Here is a 16,361-nt window from a genome sequence, read left to right as displayed (position 1 = left end):
CCGTCCCGCTCCGTCCGGTTGCCCCGGCCTGTCACCGTCATGGTGTGCAATGGGGACGTGTCCGCGCTCGACGATTCCCTGAAGAAGCACCTGGGCGGCAGCACCGCGAAGGTTCTGGCCGAACACCTGGGCCTGCACACGGCCGGTGACCTCCTGCACCACTACCCGCGGCGCTACGAGGAGCGGGGCCAGCTCACGCGCCTCGCCGACCTGCCGCTGGACGAGCATGTGACGGTCGTCGCGCAGGTCGCCAAGTCGAAGGTGCACACCTTCAACCGCGGCAGGGGCCAGCGGCTCGAGATCGTCCTCACCGACGGCAGCGGCCAGTTGCAGCTGGTCTTCTTCGGACGCGGCATCTTCCAGCCGCAGCGGGACCTGCAGCCCGGCACGCGGGCGATGTTCGCCGGCAAGGTCGGCGTCTTCAACGGCCGTCTGCAGCTGTCGCATCCGCAGTACGAGAAGCTCGGCGCGGGCAGCGGCAGCGAGGACGTCGACGCGTTCGCGAACAGGCTGATGCCGATCTACCCGGCCGTGGCCCAGATGGCGTCTTGGAAGATCGCCAAGTCGGTGGGGACGGTGCTCGCTTCGATGGAGGCCACCGGCTGGGACGGTCTCGCCGATCCTCTCCCGTCGGCGATCCGCGAGGAGCGGCGGCTGATCCCGCTGCCCGACGCGTTCGAGAAGGTGCACAGGCCCCGTACGAAGGCGGACGTCGCCGCCGCACGGGACAGGCTGAAGTGGGACGAGGCGTTCATCCTCCAAGTCGCCCTCGCGCGGCGCAGAGTGGCGGAGGCCCAGCTTCCCGCCGCGCCGCGCGCTCCCGTTGAGGGCGCCCTCCTGGACGCCTTCGACGCGAAGCTGCCCTTCACCCTCACCGAAGGGCAGCGCCACGTCAGCGGAGAGATCTTCGCCGACCTCGCCGAGGAACACCCCATGCACCGCCTCCTGCAGGGCGAAGTGGGTTCCGGCAAGGCCCAGCCGCTGGACGCTCTCGTACTGACGCCGGACGGCTTCCGCGAGATGCGGGAGATCGGGCTCGGGGACGAGGTGGTCACGCCCTCCGGGGAGCCGGCGCCCGTCGAAGGCGTCTTTCCCCAAGGGGAGCGCGAGGTATGGCGGTTGACGCTGTCCGACGGCAGCACCGTCGAGTGCGACGACGAGCATCTGTGGCTGGCCGGCACCGCGGAGGCGTGGCGGCGGGGCGAGCGGCCGCGGGTGCTGACCACGCGGGAGATCAGGAACGACCTGATGTCGCCCGCCGGTTCGCCGAAGTGGTATCTGCCGCAGGCGGTGCCGGTGGATCTCGGCGCTCCCGCGCAGGGCGCGGCGGATCCGTACGGGACGGGCCTGGAGCTCGGGCGTCGCGACGCCCATGGCCGGGTCCCGCAGGCGTGCAAGGTGGATTCGCTCAAGAACAGACTCGCCCTGCTCCAGGGAATCCTCGACGCGGCAGCGGACGACCCGTACGGCGGCCCGGCGGCGCCCGGCGGGCGGTCCGGTGTCGTCCTCCGCTCCCCGTCCCGTGCGCTGGTCGAGGACGTGGCGTGGCTGGTGCGTTCGCTCGGCGGGCACGCGCGCATCAACCCGGAGCGGCAACAGGCCGACCGGTACTCCGAGTCGGCCGAATCGTCCGTCACGCTGCTGCTGCCTCCGGAGCACAGCCCTTTCCGCTCGGAACGCAGGCTCGCCCGGTCGCCCGTACCGGAGACGGACCCGGAGTCGCTGCGCCGTTCCGTACGAGCCGCGGAGCCGGCCGGCCGCAAACCGGTGCAGTGCATCAGCGTCCGCCACCCCGGCAGCGCCTACGTCACCGACAACTTCACGGTCACGCACAACACCATGGTGGCCACCCGCGCGATGCTGACCGTCGTCGACAGCGGCGGCCAGGCCGCACTGCTGGCACCCACCGAGGTCCTCGCCCAGCAGCACCACCGCTCCGTCACGGGGCTCATGGGCGAGCTGGCGGAGGGCGGCATGCTGGGCGGCGCCGAGCAGGCCACGAAGGTCGTGCTGCTCACGGGCTCCATGGGGGCGGCCGCACGCCGTCAGGCGCTACTGGACCTGGCCACCGGCGAAGCCGGCATCGTCATCGGCACGCACGCGCTGATCGAGGACAAGGTCCGCTTCCACGACCTGGGTCTCGTCGTCGTCGACGAGCAGCACCGCTTCGGCGTCGAGCAGCGTGACGCCTTGCGTTCCAAGGGAGTTCAGCCGCCGCACCTGCTGGTGATGACGGCCACGCCCATTCCCCGCACCGTCGCCATGACCGTGTTCGGCGATCTGGAGACCTCCGTCCTGGACCAGCTCCCGGCCGGCCGTTCGCCCATCGCCAGCCACGTCGTGCCCGCCAGGGACAAGCCGCACTTCCTCGCCCGTACGTGGGAGCGAGTACGGGAGGAGACGGAGGCCGGGCACCAGACGTACGTGGTCTGTCCGCGCATCGGCGACGAGGAGGAGCAGACGGGCCCGGGGAAGCCCGGCGGCAAGCCGCCGAAGAAGAAGGTCCGCGCCGAGGAGGAGGCGGCGGGCGGCGAGGCGGAAGACGGCGGGGAGGACGACAGGCGGCCTCCCGTATCCGTCCTCGACACCGTGGCGCTGCTGCGCGAAGGCCCGCTGGCAGGGCTGCGCGTGGAGGCCCTGCACGGCCGGATGCCGCCCGACGCCAAGGACGAGGTGATGCGCCGCTTCGCCGCGGGCGAGGTCGACGTGCTGGTCGCGACGACCGTCATCGAGGTCGGCGTCGACGTACCCAACGCCACCGTCATGGTCATCATGGACGCCGACCGCTTCGGCGTCTCCCAGCTCCACCAGCTCCGCGGCCGCGTCGGCCGGGGCTCCGCCGCGGGCCTGTGCCTGCTGGTCACCGAGGCGCCGGAGGCGGGCCCGGCCCGCGCCCGTCTGGAGGCCGTCGCGGGCACGCTGGACGGCTTCGAGCTCTCCCGCATCGACCTGGAGCAGCGCCGCGAGGGCGATGTCCTCGGTCAGGCGCAGTCGGGCGTCCGCACCTCGCTGCGGATGCTGACCGTGATCGAGGACGAGGAGGTCATCGAGGCCGCGCGGCAGGCGGCGAACGCCGTCGTCGCGGAGGATCCGGAACTGGAGCGGCTGCCCGAGCTGCGTACGGCACTGGCCGCGCTGCTGGACGAGGAGCGCGAGGACTACCTCGACAAGGGATGACCGGCGTACCGCGGTGAGGAGCAGCTTGAAGCCCCGGCCCGCTGCCGGAGCCGGGGGCGGGCGTGCGTGGCGCCGCCGTGGGATCCTCGGTTGCGACGGCCGGGCCCGGGGCCGGCCCCGGCCGCACCGCACGAGAGAACGAAGGACACCCCCACCATGACCCGCGTGATCTCAGGAGCCGCCGGCGGCCGGCGGCTGACCGTGCCGCCGGGCCAGGGCACGCGCCCCACGTCCGACCGTGCGCGTGAGGGGATGTTCTCCAGCTGGGAGGCCCAGTTGGGCACTTCCGGCCCCGCCGCCTGGCACGGCAGACGCGTCCTCGACCTCTACGGCGGCTCGGGTGCCGTCGGCCTCGAGGCACTCTCCCGCGGCGCCGCGTACGTGCTTCTCGTCGAGTCGGACGCCCGCGCCGCCCGCACCATCCGGCAGAACGTACGGGCGCTCGGCCTCACCGGCGCCGAGGTGCGTCACGCGAAGGCCGGACAGACCGTCACGGGGCCGCCGCCCGGCGCTCCGTTCGACCTCGTCTTCCTCGATCCGCCGTACGCCGTGACCGACGACAGCGTGCGGGAGATTCTGCTCACACTCCGCTCCGGGCTCTGGCTGGCCGGCGAAGCGCTCGTCACCGTGGAGCGCAGCACGCGTGGTGGCCGCTTCCGCTGGCCCGGGGGCTTCGAGGCCCTCCGGTCCAGGCGCTACGGCGAGGGAACGCTCTGGTACGGTCGCGCCGCCGCGAGCGAGGACGCCCCCACACCATGCTGAACCCCGCGGACACCCCACAGACCCCCCGTCGTCCGGAGAGCGAGGAACCACCAGTGCGTCGCGCAGTCTGTCCGGGGTCCTTCGACCCCGTAACCAACGGACACCTCGACATCATCGCCCGCGCCTCCAAGCTCTACGACTCGGTCTACGTGGCGGTGATGATCAACAAGTCGAAGCAGGGCCTCTTCTCGGTCGAGGAGCGCATCGACCTCATCCATGAAGTCACCGCCGCCTTCGGCAACGTACGCGTGGAGGCGTTCCACGGGCTGCTCGTCGACTTCTGCAAGGACCGCGACATCCCTGCCATCGTCAAGGGGCTCCGCGCGGTCTCGGACTTCGACTACGAGCTCCAGATGGCCCAGATGAACAACGGCCTCTCCGGCGTCGAGACGCTCTTCGTACCGACCAACCCCACGTACAGTTTCCTCTCCTCCAGCCTGGTCAAGGAGGTCGCCACCTGGGGCGGCGACGTCTCCCACCTGGTTCCCGAGCCGGTGCAGCGTGCCCTGGCGACACGGCTCGCCAAGCCGTGAGCGGCCAGGCCGGTGCCCGGTGCCCCTCCCGGCAGGCTTTGCCCTGACGGGCAGACATCGCCGGTCACGGCACTGGTCGGGGCATCGGCTGTCGAGTTGAGTGCCACTGGCCGTACAGTCGCTTCCGTGGACGTTCAGGAGAGACTCGACGAGATCGTGAAGGCCGTGGACAGCGCTCGTGCGATGCCCATGTCGGCCTCGTGCGTGGTGAACCGGGCCGAACTGCTCGCCATGCTCGAAGAAGTGCGCCAGGCGCTGCCCGGATCGCTCGCGCAGGCCGAGCAACTGATCGGCGGCCGTGAGCAGATGGTCGCCGAGGCGCAGGCCGAGGCCCAGCGGATCATCGAATCCGGGCACGCGGAGCGCGGCTCGCTGGTCTCCGGCACGGAGGTCGTCCGCCAGGCGCAGGCCGAGGCCGAGCAATTGCTGGCCCAGGCCCGTCAGGACGCCGCGGAGATCCGCGCCGAGGCCGACGACTACGTCGACAGCAAACTCGCCAACTTCGAGGTCGTGCTCAGCAAGACCATCGGCTCCGTCGAGCGCGGCCGCGAGAAGCTGCTCGGCAGCGGCCCGGGTTCGGAGGAGTGGAACGAGGAGTACGCCGAGGACGCCCCTGAACGTTCCACCGACCCGCGGGAGTTGAGGGAACGCGCCGACAACTACGTGGACGCCAGGCTCGGTTCGGTCTCCGCGGTGCTCTCCAAGACGCTGGACGCCGTCGGCAGGGGACGCTCCAAACTGCTGGGACACGACCCGTCCGACGATCTCGGCGCCCACATGGCGGCCCAGGACGCGGCCGAGCAGGGCGTGCACACCAGCGACGCCGACTACATGGCCGACCTGGCCTCGATGAGCCAGAACCAGAACCAGAACCAGGACCAGGCTCAGCCGCGCCCCGCCCCGCTCGCGGCCCCGGCCGCCCCCGCCGCCCCGGTGACCCCCGTACAGCCGGGCTACCAGCCGGTGGCGGGGAACGGCGCCGACCCGTATGCCGCCCATGCCCAGCAGGAGGCGTACTACGGCGGTCAGGACGCCTACGCCTACCAGCAGCAGTACGCCTACTACGGGCAGCAGCCCGACCCGTACTACGCGCAGCAGGCACAGCTCCAGCAGAACCAGCCCTACGCGGGTCACCCCCAGGCCCACCCCGACATGCAGCAGCCGCAGCAGCAGTCCCAGCTCGACGAGACCAGCTTCTTCGACACGAGCATGATCGACCTGAACCAGGTCCGCGAATACGAGGCCCGCCACGGCCAGGACCACGAGCAGGGTCACGGGCAGGGCCACGGTGACCCCTACGGCCAGGGCTACGGCCAGGGTGGCCGCTAGGCCGGGACTCGATTGGGCCGCGGCGGAACGGTCCAGTATCCTGGCTCTTCGGTCACGCGCACATGGCGATGACCGCTGTCCGGATCTCACAGCCGGACGGCACCGCACCGTAGAAAGCAGGAAGCCCTGAACGCCCGCCTCGACCCCCGAGCCCCCCTCGTGTTCGACACACGGGAGCTGGGGCGGCGACCTGGCGCGATGAAGGAGCTGTCCCGCACGGTGAAGTCTCCCGGTGATCTCGGAGTCGAGGTCCTCGGGGTGCCTGACGGCGCCGAGATCGAGCTCGATCTCCGCCTGGAGTCGGTCATGGAGGGTGTGCTCGTCACGGGCACCGCCCGTGCACCGCTCAAGGGGGAGTGCGTAAGGTGTCTGGAGCCGCTTGAGCAGGAAAGCGTGGCGGATTTCCAGGAGTTGTTCTCCTACCCCGACGCCGACGACCGGAGCCGCCCCAGCGCGGAAGCCGGCGACGACGCCGAGGAGGAGGAGACCTTCTCCATCGAGGGCGACTATTTCGACCTCGAACCCGTGCTGCGGGACGCGGTGGTGCTGTCACTGCCGCTGCAGCCGGTGTGCTGGGAAGACTGCCCCGGGCTGTGCGCCACGTGCGGTGCACGTCTGGCGGACGACCCGGAGCACGATCACGATGACGCCGTCGACATCCGTTGGGCGGCATTGCAGGGACTCGCCGAAACCATGAAGGACGGCGAGAAGGACGCGCCCCGCGTAGCCGGGGATGACTCACAGGAGAAGTAGCCGTGGCTGTTCCGAAGCGGAAGATGTCGCGCAGCAACACGCGCCACCGCCGGTCGCAGTGGAAGGCTGCGGTCCCCACCCTGGTGAAGTGCGAACGCTGCCAGGAGCCCAAGCAGCAGCACATCGCGTGCCCCAACTGCGGCACCTACAACAAGCGACAGGTCCTCGAGGTCTGATCGGCTGGTGACAGGCTCCATGTCGGACACCCCGATCCCCGGAGGCGCCGGCCACCGTGGCGGAGGCGACCGGGCGGCAGCGGCGGATCTGGTGGATGAGGCCTCGTCCCACGCGATTCTGGAAGGGCGGCTCGGATACCAACTCGAGCCCGCCCTTCTGGTGCGTGCGCTGACACACCGCTCGTACGCGTACGAGAACGGCGGCCTGCCCACGAACGAACGCCTGGAGTTCCTCGGCGACTCCGTCCTCGGCCTGGTCGTCACCGACACGCTCTACCGCCTGCACCCCGACCTCCCGGAGGGCCAGCTCGCGAAGCTGCGCGCCGCCGTGGTCAACTCCCGTGCCCTCGCCAAGGTGGCGCGGGGCCTGGGCCTGGGGGCGTTCATCCGGCTCGGCCGGGGCGAGGAGGGCACGGGCGGGAGGGACAAGGCGTCGATCCTGGCCGACACCCTGGAGGCCGTGATCGGCGCGGTCTACCTCGACAAGGGCCTGGACGCGGCGGGTGAACTCATCCACCGGCTCTTCGATCCTCTGATCGAGCAGTCCTCGAACCTCGGCGCGGGCCTGGACTGGAAGACCAGCCTGCAGGAGCTCACCGCCGCCGAGGGCCTGGGCGTCCCGGAATACCTGGTCACCGAGACCGGCCCGGATCACGAGAAGATCTTCACGGCTGCCGCCCGCGTCGGTGGTGTCGCGTACGGCACCGGCACCGGCCGCAGCAAGAAGGAAGCGGAACAGCAGGCGGCGGAGACGGCCTGGCGCGCGATCCGTGAGGCGGCAGACGCCGCCGCCTCGGCCTCGTCCGGTCCGGACGCCTCCTCCGGCGCCAGAGCCTCGTCGCAGGGGGTCTGACGGTCCCGCCTGCGGGCGGCACGGGTCCCGCGCGGCCCTGGGGGGTGTCTGACAATCCCGCCTGGGCTGCGGGGTCTGGCACGCACGCTCTCCCCCACTTCGTGGGTGGGGGTCCCAGCGTTGTCGGCCGTCGGCGCGGCCCTCCCCCTGGGCCTGGCGGCCCGGGTGGTACCCCCGCCCTGGCGGACGGACGACACTCTTTGTCAGACACCCCTGCCCATGTGAGGAGAAGCGTGCCCGAGCTGCCCGAGGTGGAAGTGGTGCGCCGGGGCCTGGAGCGCTGGGCGAGCGGCCGTGCGATCACCGATGTCGAGGTGCGCCACCCCCGGGCCGTACGGCGGCACGTCGCCGGCGCGGAGGACTTCGCGGCAAGGTTGCGCGGGCACCGCTTCGGGCCCGCGCGGCGCCGCGGCAAGTATCTGTGGCTGCCGCTCGACGACCCCGGCGTCTGCGTGCTCGCCCACCTCGGCATGAGCGGGCAGCTCCTCATCCAGCCCGCCGGCGCCCCGGACGAGAAGCATCTGCGTATCCGCGTCACCTTCGCGGACCCCGCGGGGAGCGAGCTGCGCTTCGTCGACCAGCGGACCTTCGGCGGCCTGTCGCTCCACCCCGAGCTCGTCGTGCCGGACTCGGGCGCGCTGCCCGACGTGATCGCGCACATCGCCCGCGACCCGCTCGACCCGCTGTTCGACGAGAAGGCCTTCCACACGGCGCTGCGCCGCCGCCGTACGACCGTCAAGCGGGCGCTGCTCGACCAGTCGCTGATCAGCGGCGTGGGCAACATCTACGCCGACGAGGCCCTGTGGCGGGCCCGGCTCCACTACGAGAGGCCGACGGCGTCGCTGACACGCCCCCGCACCACGGAGCTCCTCGGACACATCCGGGACGTGATGAACGCGGCGCTCGCCGTCGGCGGCACGAGTTTCGACAGCCTCTACGTGAACGTCAACGGGGAGTCCGGCTACTTCGAGCGCTCACTCGACGCCTACGGGCGTGAGGACGAGCCCTGCCGGCGCTGCGGCACGCCGATGCGCCGCCGCCCCTGGATGAACCGCTCCAGCTACTACTGCCCCCGATGCCAGCCCCCGCCGCGTCCACGGCGCACCGTGCCCGTGGCGCCGGGGCGGGCGGTGACGCGGAACGCTCCCCGCCGACCGGAGAAGTGATGCGGCTCTGCCGCCTCGCCGCCGTGGGCGGAGTGTCCGGCCGCGGGCAGGTGACAGCCGGGACGTGACAGACGTGACAAGAAACGGCCCCGATACCGCCCAGGGGCTGTATCGGGGCTCTGACCTGCGTAGACCTCAGTAGCCGAAGTCCTGCGTCCACCACGGGCCGTCGTCGTCGATGTACTCGCCGACGCCCATCGTGCGGTATTCGCAGTTGAGGATGTTGGCCCTGTGCGAAGGGCTGCGCATCCAGTCGTCCACCACGGACTCGGGGTCCTCCTGGCCGCGGGCGATGTTCTCGCCGCCCAGGTCGAGGATGCCGAGATCCTCGGCACGGTCCCAGGGGCTGGAACCGTCGGGGCCGAGGTGGCTGAAGAAGCCTTCGATGGCCATGTCGCGGCTGAAGTCCCCGGCCAGCTCGGCGAGTTGCTTGCTGGCCTTGACGGGCTTGCAGCCCTCGTCCTCGCGCTCCTCGTTGACCAGCGCCAGCACCTCGGCCTCGTCCCGGGTGGTCTGGCTCGCCGGGCGGGACGTGCCGCCGTCCGACTCTCCGGCGCCGGAACCGGAGCCACCCGATCCGGAGCCGTTGCCCGAACCGGAGCCGTTGCCCTGCCCGTTCCCCTGACCGTTCCCGTTCCCGCCCGGGTTCGGGGGCTGCTGCGAGTCGTTGCCGCCGCCCGGCTCGGACGGCTGCGACGGCGGTTCCTGGTTCTGGTCGCCACCGGGCTGCGAGGTGTCGGGCGGGACGTTGCCGCCCTCTTCGCCGCCGTCACCACCGGGGGCCTGCGAACCCCCTTCGGGTGCGGGCACGTTGGGCTTCGACGACTGGTCGGGAGGACCGCCGGCCTGTACGTCGCTGTACTGCGTGCCGGGGGCGCCCCCGGTCTGGGGGAGGACTGTGGAAGCGACGGCCACCGCACCCATTGCCATCGCCGCGGACGCTCCCAGAAGTCCCGCCCGTGCCGAGAGCCCGCCCCGCTGAGGAGTAGGGGGGGTCGGCCTGCGGTGCGAGCCGCGCTGCCGAGGGCCGTAGTCATAGGTGACGACCGGCTCGGGAGCGTGGGATACACGTCTGTGACGGCCCATCTCAGAAAGTCCTCACGTCTCAGGCTCTTCTAAGCCTCGTCCGAACGAGTGAAGCTTGATGGGCGGGACTTTACGGCATGACAGACGGGGCGCATGTGCCGACCGAGGAAATGTCCGGATAGCGTGCGGCCATGACTTCGGGTAATACGAAGCCGGGTGACAATGACTCGTCAGTAACCAAGGTGCGCATGACGGCTTGGGTGCGCGGCCGGGTCCAGGGAGTCGGCTTCCGCTGGTTCACGCGAGCCGCCGCACTGCGCATCGGAGGCGTCGAGGGCTTCGTCGTGAACCTCGGCGACGGACGCGTCCAGGTCGTCGCCGAAGGAGGGCGGCCCGAATGCGAACAACTGCTCCAATGGCTGCGGTCCGGCGACACGCCCGGGCAGGTCGAAGGCGTCACGGAGATCTGGGACGAGCCGCGTGGAGGCTACACCAGCTTCGCCATTCGATGATCCAAAGCGGTTGCCATTCGCGGCTGACCATGCAAGGCTTCCGCAACGAGTGGTTGAGAGTGATCTTCACGCCCCCCGCGGGCCGCCGCCTCCGGCGATTGAACGCCGTCGAGTCAGGGCCGCCCAGGGCCGCGGGGCGTGATCGTGTTGACCGTCAAACCTTTTGGTGAGAAGCTTGAAGTCCCCCGCAACCGGACTGATTGCTCCGGAAAAACAAGTTCAGAAGTGGTACAGCGGGCGCGATTTTTTCCCTCACGACCAACCACCACTCGGGTTGGTCACTCAGTGTGGAGGACCATCCATCATGGCAAAGGCGCTTCTCGGTTACGTCGGCGGATCCGACCCCCGAGTCCTCGCCGAGATGCGACGGCTGCAGCAGCGTGTCCAGGACCTGGAATCCGAACTCGTACGGATGCAGGCCGAGAACGACGCTCTGTCGGCTGCCGCTCGGCATCAGGACTCGATGCTCGAAGGGATCGACATCGACGTACACCAGGCAGAGCCTGCGTTGACCTGACTCGACCTGCTCCGGGCCGGGCCTGGCGTACAGCCTGCCGCTCTCATCAATTCCGCGAGGGACGCTTCGGCGTCCCTTCGTTGTTTCCGGGGTGGCTCTTCCTCCACCACATCGTGTGCCGCAGGTGGTCGTAGGTTCGGGCGCTGCGCTTACCGACTGATGTGCCCCCCGCCTCACCCGGTGAAACCGATGGGGAACGGCGGGAGTTCGCCGCGCTCGCTGCCCGTCCCGGACAGGTGCGGGCGGCAAGTGGACTAGAGTCCGACGGCGTGCACCTGAAGAGCCTGACACTGCGGGGATTCAAGTCCTTCGCCTCCGCCACGACGCTGCGTTTCGAGCCCGGCATCACCTGCGTCGTGGGCCCCAACGGCTCCGGCAAGTCCAATGTCGTGGACGCCCTGTCGTGGGTGATGGGGGAGCAGGGCGCCAAGTCGCTGCGCGGCGGCAAGATGGAAGACGTCATCTTCGCCGGTACGACCGGGCGGCCGCCTCTCGGCCGCGCCGAGGTCTCCCTCACCATCAACAATGCCGACGGCGCGCTGCCCATCGACTACTCCGAAGTCACCATCACGCGGATCATGTTCCGCAACGGCGGCAGCGAGTATCAGATCAACGGCGACACCTGCCGGCTGCTGGACATTCAGGAACTGCTGTCGGACTCCGGCATCGGCCGCGAGATGCACGTCATCGTCGGTCAGGGGCAGCTCGACGGGGTTCTGCACGCCGACCCCAACGGACGGCGCGCCTTCATCGAAGAGGCAGCGGGAGTCCTCAAGCACCGCAAGCGCAAGGAGAAGGCGCTTCGAAAGCTGGACGCGATGCAGGCCAACCTCGCACGCGTACAGGATCTGACCGACGAGCTGCGGCGCCAGCTCAAGCCGCTGGGCCGTCAGGCGGCCGTGGCGCGCAAGGCACAGGTCATCCAGGCCGATTTGCGGGACGCCAGGCTGAGATTGCTCGCGGACGACCTCGTCACGCTGAAGGAAGCCCTCAGATCGGAGATCGCCGACGAGGCGGCGCTCAAGGAGCGCAAGGACGCCGTCGAGGCACGGCTGAAGGACGCGCTGCGCCGCGAGGCCGACCTGGAGCAGCAGGTGCGGATGCTGACGCCGCGTCTGGAGCGCGCCCAGCAGACCTGGTACGAGCTCTCGCAGCTCGCCGAGCGGGTGCGCGGCACCATCGGCCTCGCCGACCAGCGCGTCCAGCACGCCGAGGCCGAACCCGTCGAGGAGCGCCGCGGCCGTGACCCGGAGGACATGGAGCGGGAGGCCACCCGTGTCCGCGAGCAGGAGGCAGAGCTGGAGGCCGCGCTGGAGGCGGCCGAACGGGCGCTGGACGACACCGTCGCGCACCGTGCCGAGCTGGAGCGGCAACTGCACGAGGAGGAGCGCCGTCTCAAGGACGCCGCCCGCGCCATCGCCGACCGCCGCGAGGGCCTCGCCCGGCTGCACGGCCAGGTCAACGCCGCCCGCAGCAGGGCCGCCTCGGCACAGTCGGAGATCGACCGGCTGACGACGGCGCGGGACGAGGCGCAGGAGCGCGCGGCCGCGGCGCAGGAGGAGTACGAGAGTCTCCAGACCGAGGTCGACGGGCTGGACGCGGGCGACACCGATCTCGCCGAGCGGCACGAGGCGGCCAAGCGCGAGCTCGCCGAGGCGGAGTCCGCGCTCTCCGCGGCCCGTGAGGCGGTGACGACCGTGGAGCGGGAGCGTGCGGCCACGTCCGCGCGGCACGACGCCCTCGCCCTGGGCCTGCGCCGCAAGGACGGCACCGGCGCGCTGCTCTCCGCCACCGACGCGCTCAGCGGGCTGCTCGGGCCCGCTGCCGAACTGCTCAGCGTCACACCGGGGTTCGAGGTGCCGGTCGCGGCGGCTCTGGGCGCCGCGGCGGACGCCGTCGCGGTCGCCGACACCTCGACCGCCGCGGACGCCCTGCGGCTCCTGCGCAAGCACGACGCGGGGCGGGCGGCGCTGCTGCTGGGCTCCGGGTCCGCCGGCGGAGACCACGTGCCGGTGCCGGCGCCCGGGCCGGTCACGCAGGACGACGGCGGGGCGACGCCCGCCGCGCAGCTCGTACGGGCTCCCGCCGAGCTGATGCCCGCCGTGCACAGGCTGCTGCGGGACATGGTCGTCGTCGGGACGCTGGAGGACGCCGAGCGGACCGTGGCGGAGCAGCCCGGCACGGTGGCCGTGACGGCCGAAGGAGACGTGCTAGGCGCCCACTTCGCGCACGGCGGCTCCGCCGGTGCGCCCAGCCTCCTGGAGGCGCAGGCGTCGGTCGACGAGGCGGCTGCCGAGCTGGAGGAGCTGGCGGCCCGGCACACGGAGCTGAGCGAGCAGCAGGAGCGGGCGAGGGAGCGGCGCCGTGAGTGCGCGGCGCTGGTCGAGGACCTGGGAACGCGGCGCAGCGCCGCCGACAGGGAGAAGTCGCAGATCGCCGGGCGGCTGGGAACCCTCGGCGGGCAGGCGCGGGGCGCGGCCGGCGAGGCCGAGCGTACGGCCGCGGCCGTGGCGAAGGCGGAGGCCGCCCTGGCACGGGCCGACGAGGAGGCCGAGGAGCTGGCCGAGCGGCTGTCCGTCGCCGAGGAGGCACAGCAGGACGAGGACACCGAGCCGGACACCTCCCTGCGGGACCGGCTCTCGGCGGACGGCGCGAACGCGCGGCAGACCGAGATGGAGGCTCGGCTCCAGGTGCGTACGCACGAGGAGCGCGTCAAGTCGCTTGCGGGGCGGGCGGATTCACTCGACCGTGCGGCGCGCGCGGAACGCGAGGCGCGGGTACGCGCCGAACAGCGCCGCGCACGGATGCGGCACGAGGCCGAGGTCGCCGGTGCGGTGGCCTCGGGGGCGCGGCAGCTTCTGGCACACGTCGAGGCGTCGCTGAGCCGGGCGCAGGAGGAGCGCGAGGCGGCCGGGCAGGCGAAGGGCGAGCGTGAGCGTGCGCTGACCGCTGAGCGCAACGAGGGCCGTGAGCTCAAGGACGAGCTGGACAAGCTGACCGACTCGATGCATCGCGGTGAGGTGCTGGGCGCCGAGAAGCGGATGCGGGTGGAGCAGCTGGAGACGAAGGCGCTGGAGGAGCTGGGCGTCGAGCCCGCCGGGCTGGTCGGCGAATACGGCCCCGACCAGCTCGTACCGCCGTCCCCGCCGGCAGAGGGTGAGGAGCTGCCCGAGGACCCGGAACATCCGCGCAACAAGCCGGTGCCCTTCGTACGTGCCGAGCAGGAGAAGCGGCTGAAGTCCGCCGAGCGGGCCTACCAGAAGCTGGGGAAGATCAATCCGCTGGCCCTGGAGGAGTACGCGGCGCTGGAGGAGCGGCACCAGTTCCTCAGCGAGCAGCTGGAGGACCTCAAGAAGACCCGTGCCGACCTGCTGCAGGTCGTGAAGGAGGTCGACGAGCGCGTCGAGCAGGTCTTCACCGAGGCCTACTACGACACCGCGAGGGAGTTCGAGGGCGTCTTCTCCAGGCTCTTCCCGGGCGGCGAGGGCCGCCTGGTGCTGACCGACCCGGACAACATGCTCACGACCGGCGTCGACGTCGAGGCGCGGCCGCCGGGCAAGAAGGTCAAGCGGCTCTCCCTGCTCTCCGGCGGCGAGCGGTCGCTCACGGCGGTGGCGCTCCTGGTGTCGATCTTCAAGGCGCGCCCCAGCCCCTTCTACGTCATGGACGAGGTGGAGGCGGCGCTGGACGACACCAACCTCCAGCGGCTGATCGGTCTCATCGAGGAGCTCAAGGACAGCTCCCAGCTGATCGTCATCACGCACCAGAAGCGCACGATGGAGGTCGCGGACGCGCTCTACGGAGTTTCGATGCAGGGCGACGGCGTCACCAAGGTCATCAGCCAGCGCCTGAGTTGAGCCCTGGTCAGCTCCGGCCGTTGCCGCAACGCATCGTCGGCCACTATCTCTTCACATCTTGAACGACCCGGTGAGAGTCGTCGTGAGAACTGTTACGTCGATTCAATGAGTACGGACCTATTGACTTCGAAACTTAAAGCCATAGTCTCTGCAGCGTCACTTTTACCTTCAAGCTGTGGCGCGTGCAGTCTGCGTGCCCGTCTCGGAGGCGACACCGTCCCGAACCCGGCCCCCACGCCGGGCACGCAGGAGAGACCTTGACGAGCAACTCAGAAACGGCGCCACCGGTGGCAGGCGGTCAGACCCCGCCGCTCGGACGTGTCGTCTTCATCGCAGCAGCAGCCGCCATGGGCGGCTTCCTCTTCGGCTACGACAGCTCCGTGATCAACGGCGCCGTCGAGGCGGTACGCGGCAAGTTCGAGGCCGGCTCGGCCATGCTGGCCCAGGTCATCGCCGCGGCGCTCATCGGCAGTGCGATAGGCGCGGCCCTCGCCGGCCGTATCGCGGACCGAATAGGCCGTATCAGGGTCATGCAGATCGCCGCCGTGATCTTCACCGTGAGCGCCGTCGGCTCGGCGCTGCCCTTCGCGCTCTGGGACCTCGCGCTGTGGCGCGTGCTCGGCGGCGTCGCCATCGGCATGGCCTCCGTGATCGGGCCGGCCTACATCGCGGAGGTCTCACCGCCCGCGTACCGCGGACGTCTCGCCTCGTTCCAGCAGGCGGCGATCGTGATCGGCATCGCCGTCTCGCAGCTGGTCAACTTCGCGATCCTCACGCTCGCCGACGGCGACCAGCGCGGGAAGCTGGCGGGCCTGGAGGCGTGGCAGTGGATGCTCGGCATCATGGTGATCCCGTCGGTCGCCTACTTCCTTCTCTCCTTCGTGATTCCCGAGTCGCCGCGCTACTTGATCTCCGTCGGGCAGCACGAGAAGGCGCGGAGCGTGCTCGGCAGTGTCGAGGGCGAGCACGAGAGGCTCGACTCGCGCGTGGACGAGATCGAGCTGCAGATGCGCACGGAGCACAAGTCCACGTTCAAGGACCTGCTGGGCGGCCGCTTCGGATTCCTGCCCATCGTCTGGGTCGGCATCGGGCTGTCGGTCTTCCAGCAGCTCGTCGGCATCAACGTGGTCTTCTACTACTCCTCGACGCTGTGGCAGTCCGTCGGGATCAACCCCGAGAGCTCGTTCTTCTACTCCTTCACGACCTCGATTGTGAACATCATCGGCACCGTCATCGCGATGGCGCTCGTCGACAGGATCGGCCGCAAGCCGCTGGGGTTCATCGGATCCGTCGGCATGACCGTCTCGCTGGCCGCCGTGGCCTGGGCCTTCTCGGCCGTACGGGGATCGGGTGAGAACGTCTCGCTGCCGGACACCCAGGGCACGGTCGCCCTCGTCGGCGCGCACACCTTCACGCTCTTCTTCGCGCTCTCCTGGGGCGTCGTCGTGTGGGTGCTGCTCGGGGAGATCTTCCCGAACAGGCTCCGAGCCGCCGGTCTCGGCGTCGCGGCGTCCGCTCAGTGGGTCGCCAACTGGGTCATCACCGCCAGCTTCCCGAGCCTGTCGGAGTGGAACCTGTCCGGCACGTACGTGATCTACACGATCTTCGCCCTGCTCTCGATTCCGTTCCTGCTCAAGTGGGTGCCGGAACCGAAGGGCAAGGCGTTGGAGGAGATGGGCTAACCGAACCCCGCCGCCCGC

At 70.6% G+C, this 16,361-nt stretch carries 13 protein-coding genes; 12 read left to right on the top strand and 1 reads right to left on the bottom strand.

What is annotated here, in order from left to right; genetic code table 11:
• Positions 1-57 precede the first annotated feature (57 nt).
• The 8 genes from ACSMXX_RS07525 to mutM all read left to right on the top strand — a co-directional run bounded on the left by ACSMXX_RS07525 (position 58) and on the right by mutM (position 8,749).
• Positions 58-3,177: a helicase-related protein gene (locus tag ACSMXX_RS07525; RefSeq protein WP_473183261.1), complete on the top strand. Its 3,120-nt coding sequence runs from the start codon at positions 58-60 to the stop codon at positions 3,175-3,177.
• A gap of 156 nt (positions 3,178-3,333) precedes the next feature.
• A complete protein-coding gene (gene rsmD, locus ACSMXX_RS07520) occupies positions 3,334-3,939 on the top strand; it encodes a 16S rRNA (guanine(966)-N(2))-methyltransferase RsmD (protein WP_473183260.1) in 606 nt (201 codons plus the stop codon).
• Positions 3,940-3,992: 53 nt separating this feature from the next.
• Complete coding sequence (coaD, locus tag ACSMXX_RS07515) at positions 3,993-4,472, top strand: pantetheine-phosphate adenylyltransferase (RefSeq protein WP_070010738.1); 480 nt, start codon at positions 3,993-3,995, stop codon at positions 4,470-4,472.
• 126 nt (positions 4,473-4,598) lie between these two features.
• On the top strand, positions 4,599-5,801 hold the full coding sequence (locus ACSMXX_RS07510; RefSeq protein WP_473183259.1) for an ATP synthase F0 subunit B: 1,203 nt from the start codon (positions 4,599-4,601) through the stop codon (positions 5,799-5,801).
• Positions 5,802-5,999: 198 nt separating this feature from the next.
• Positions 6,000-6,554 (top strand): YceD family protein, encoded by a 555-nt coding sequence (locus tag ACSMXX_RS07505; protein WP_473183258.1) that lies wholly within the window; start codon positions 6,000-6,002, stop codon positions 6,552-6,554.
• A 2-nt stretch (positions 6,555-6,556) separates the two neighbouring features.
• Positions 6,557-6,730 (top strand): 50S ribosomal protein L32, encoded by a 174-nt coding sequence (rpmF, locus tag ACSMXX_RS07500; protein ID WP_028433405.1) that lies wholly within the window; start codon positions 6,557-6,559, stop codon positions 6,728-6,730.
• A 19-nt stretch (positions 6,731-6,749) separates the two neighbouring features.
• On the top strand, positions 6,750-7,583 hold the full coding sequence (gene rnc / locus ACSMXX_RS07495) for a ribonuclease III (protein ID WP_473183257.1): 834 nt from the start codon (positions 6,750-6,752) through the stop codon (positions 7,581-7,583).
• Positions 7,584-7,816: 233 nt separating this feature from the next.
• On the top strand, positions 7,817-8,749 hold the full coding sequence (gene mutM / locus ACSMXX_RS07490; protein ID WP_473183256.1) for a bifunctional DNA-formamidopyrimidine glycosylase/DNA-(apurinic or apyrimidinic site) lyase: 933 nt from the start codon (positions 7,817-7,819) through the stop codon (positions 8,747-8,749).
• 135 nt (positions 8,750-8,884) lie between these two features.
• Here mutM and ACSMXX_RS07485 read toward each other — a convergent pair whose 3' ends face one another.
• A complete protein-coding gene (locus ACSMXX_RS07485) occupies positions 8,885-9,679 on the bottom strand; it encodes a CAP domain-containing protein (RefSeq protein ID WP_473183255.1) in 795 nt (264 codons plus the stop codon).
• Positions 9,680-10,023: 344 nt separating this feature from the next.
• On the opposite strand from ACSMXX_RS07485, the gene ACSMXX_RS07480 reads away from it, so the two are divergent.
• The 4 genes from ACSMXX_RS07480 (at position 10,024) to ACSMXX_RS07465 (ending at position 16,343) form a co-directional block, all read left to right on the top strand.
• A complete protein-coding gene (locus ACSMXX_RS07480; protein ID WP_473183254.1) occupies positions 10,024-10,287 on the top strand; it encodes an acylphosphatase in 264 nt (87 codons plus the stop codon).
• Between the two features lie 304 nt (positions 10,288-10,591).
• Complete coding sequence (locus ACSMXX_RS07475) at positions 10,592-10,804, top strand: hypothetical protein (protein ID WP_028435389.1); 213 nt, start codon at positions 10,592-10,594, stop codon at positions 10,802-10,804.
• Between the two features lie 269 nt (positions 10,805-11,073).
• Positions 11,074-14,661, top strand: coding sequence for a chromosome segregation protein SMC (gene smc, locus ACSMXX_RS07470; protein ID WP_473183253.1), 3,588 nt, complete (start codon positions 11,074-11,076; stop codon positions 14,659-14,661).
• A gap of 257 nt (positions 14,662-14,918) precedes the next feature.
• Positions 14,919-16,343: a sugar porter family MFS transporter gene (locus tag ACSMXX_RS07465; RefSeq protein ID WP_473183252.1), complete on the top strand. Its 1,425-nt coding sequence runs from the start codon at positions 14,919-14,921 to the stop codon at positions 16,341-16,343.
• Positions 16,344-16,361: the final 18 nt, after the last annotated feature.

Source organism: Streptomyces sp. DSM 116795, assembly GCF_055792905.1.
This window is presented reverse-complemented; position numbering and strand designations above follow the sequence as displayed.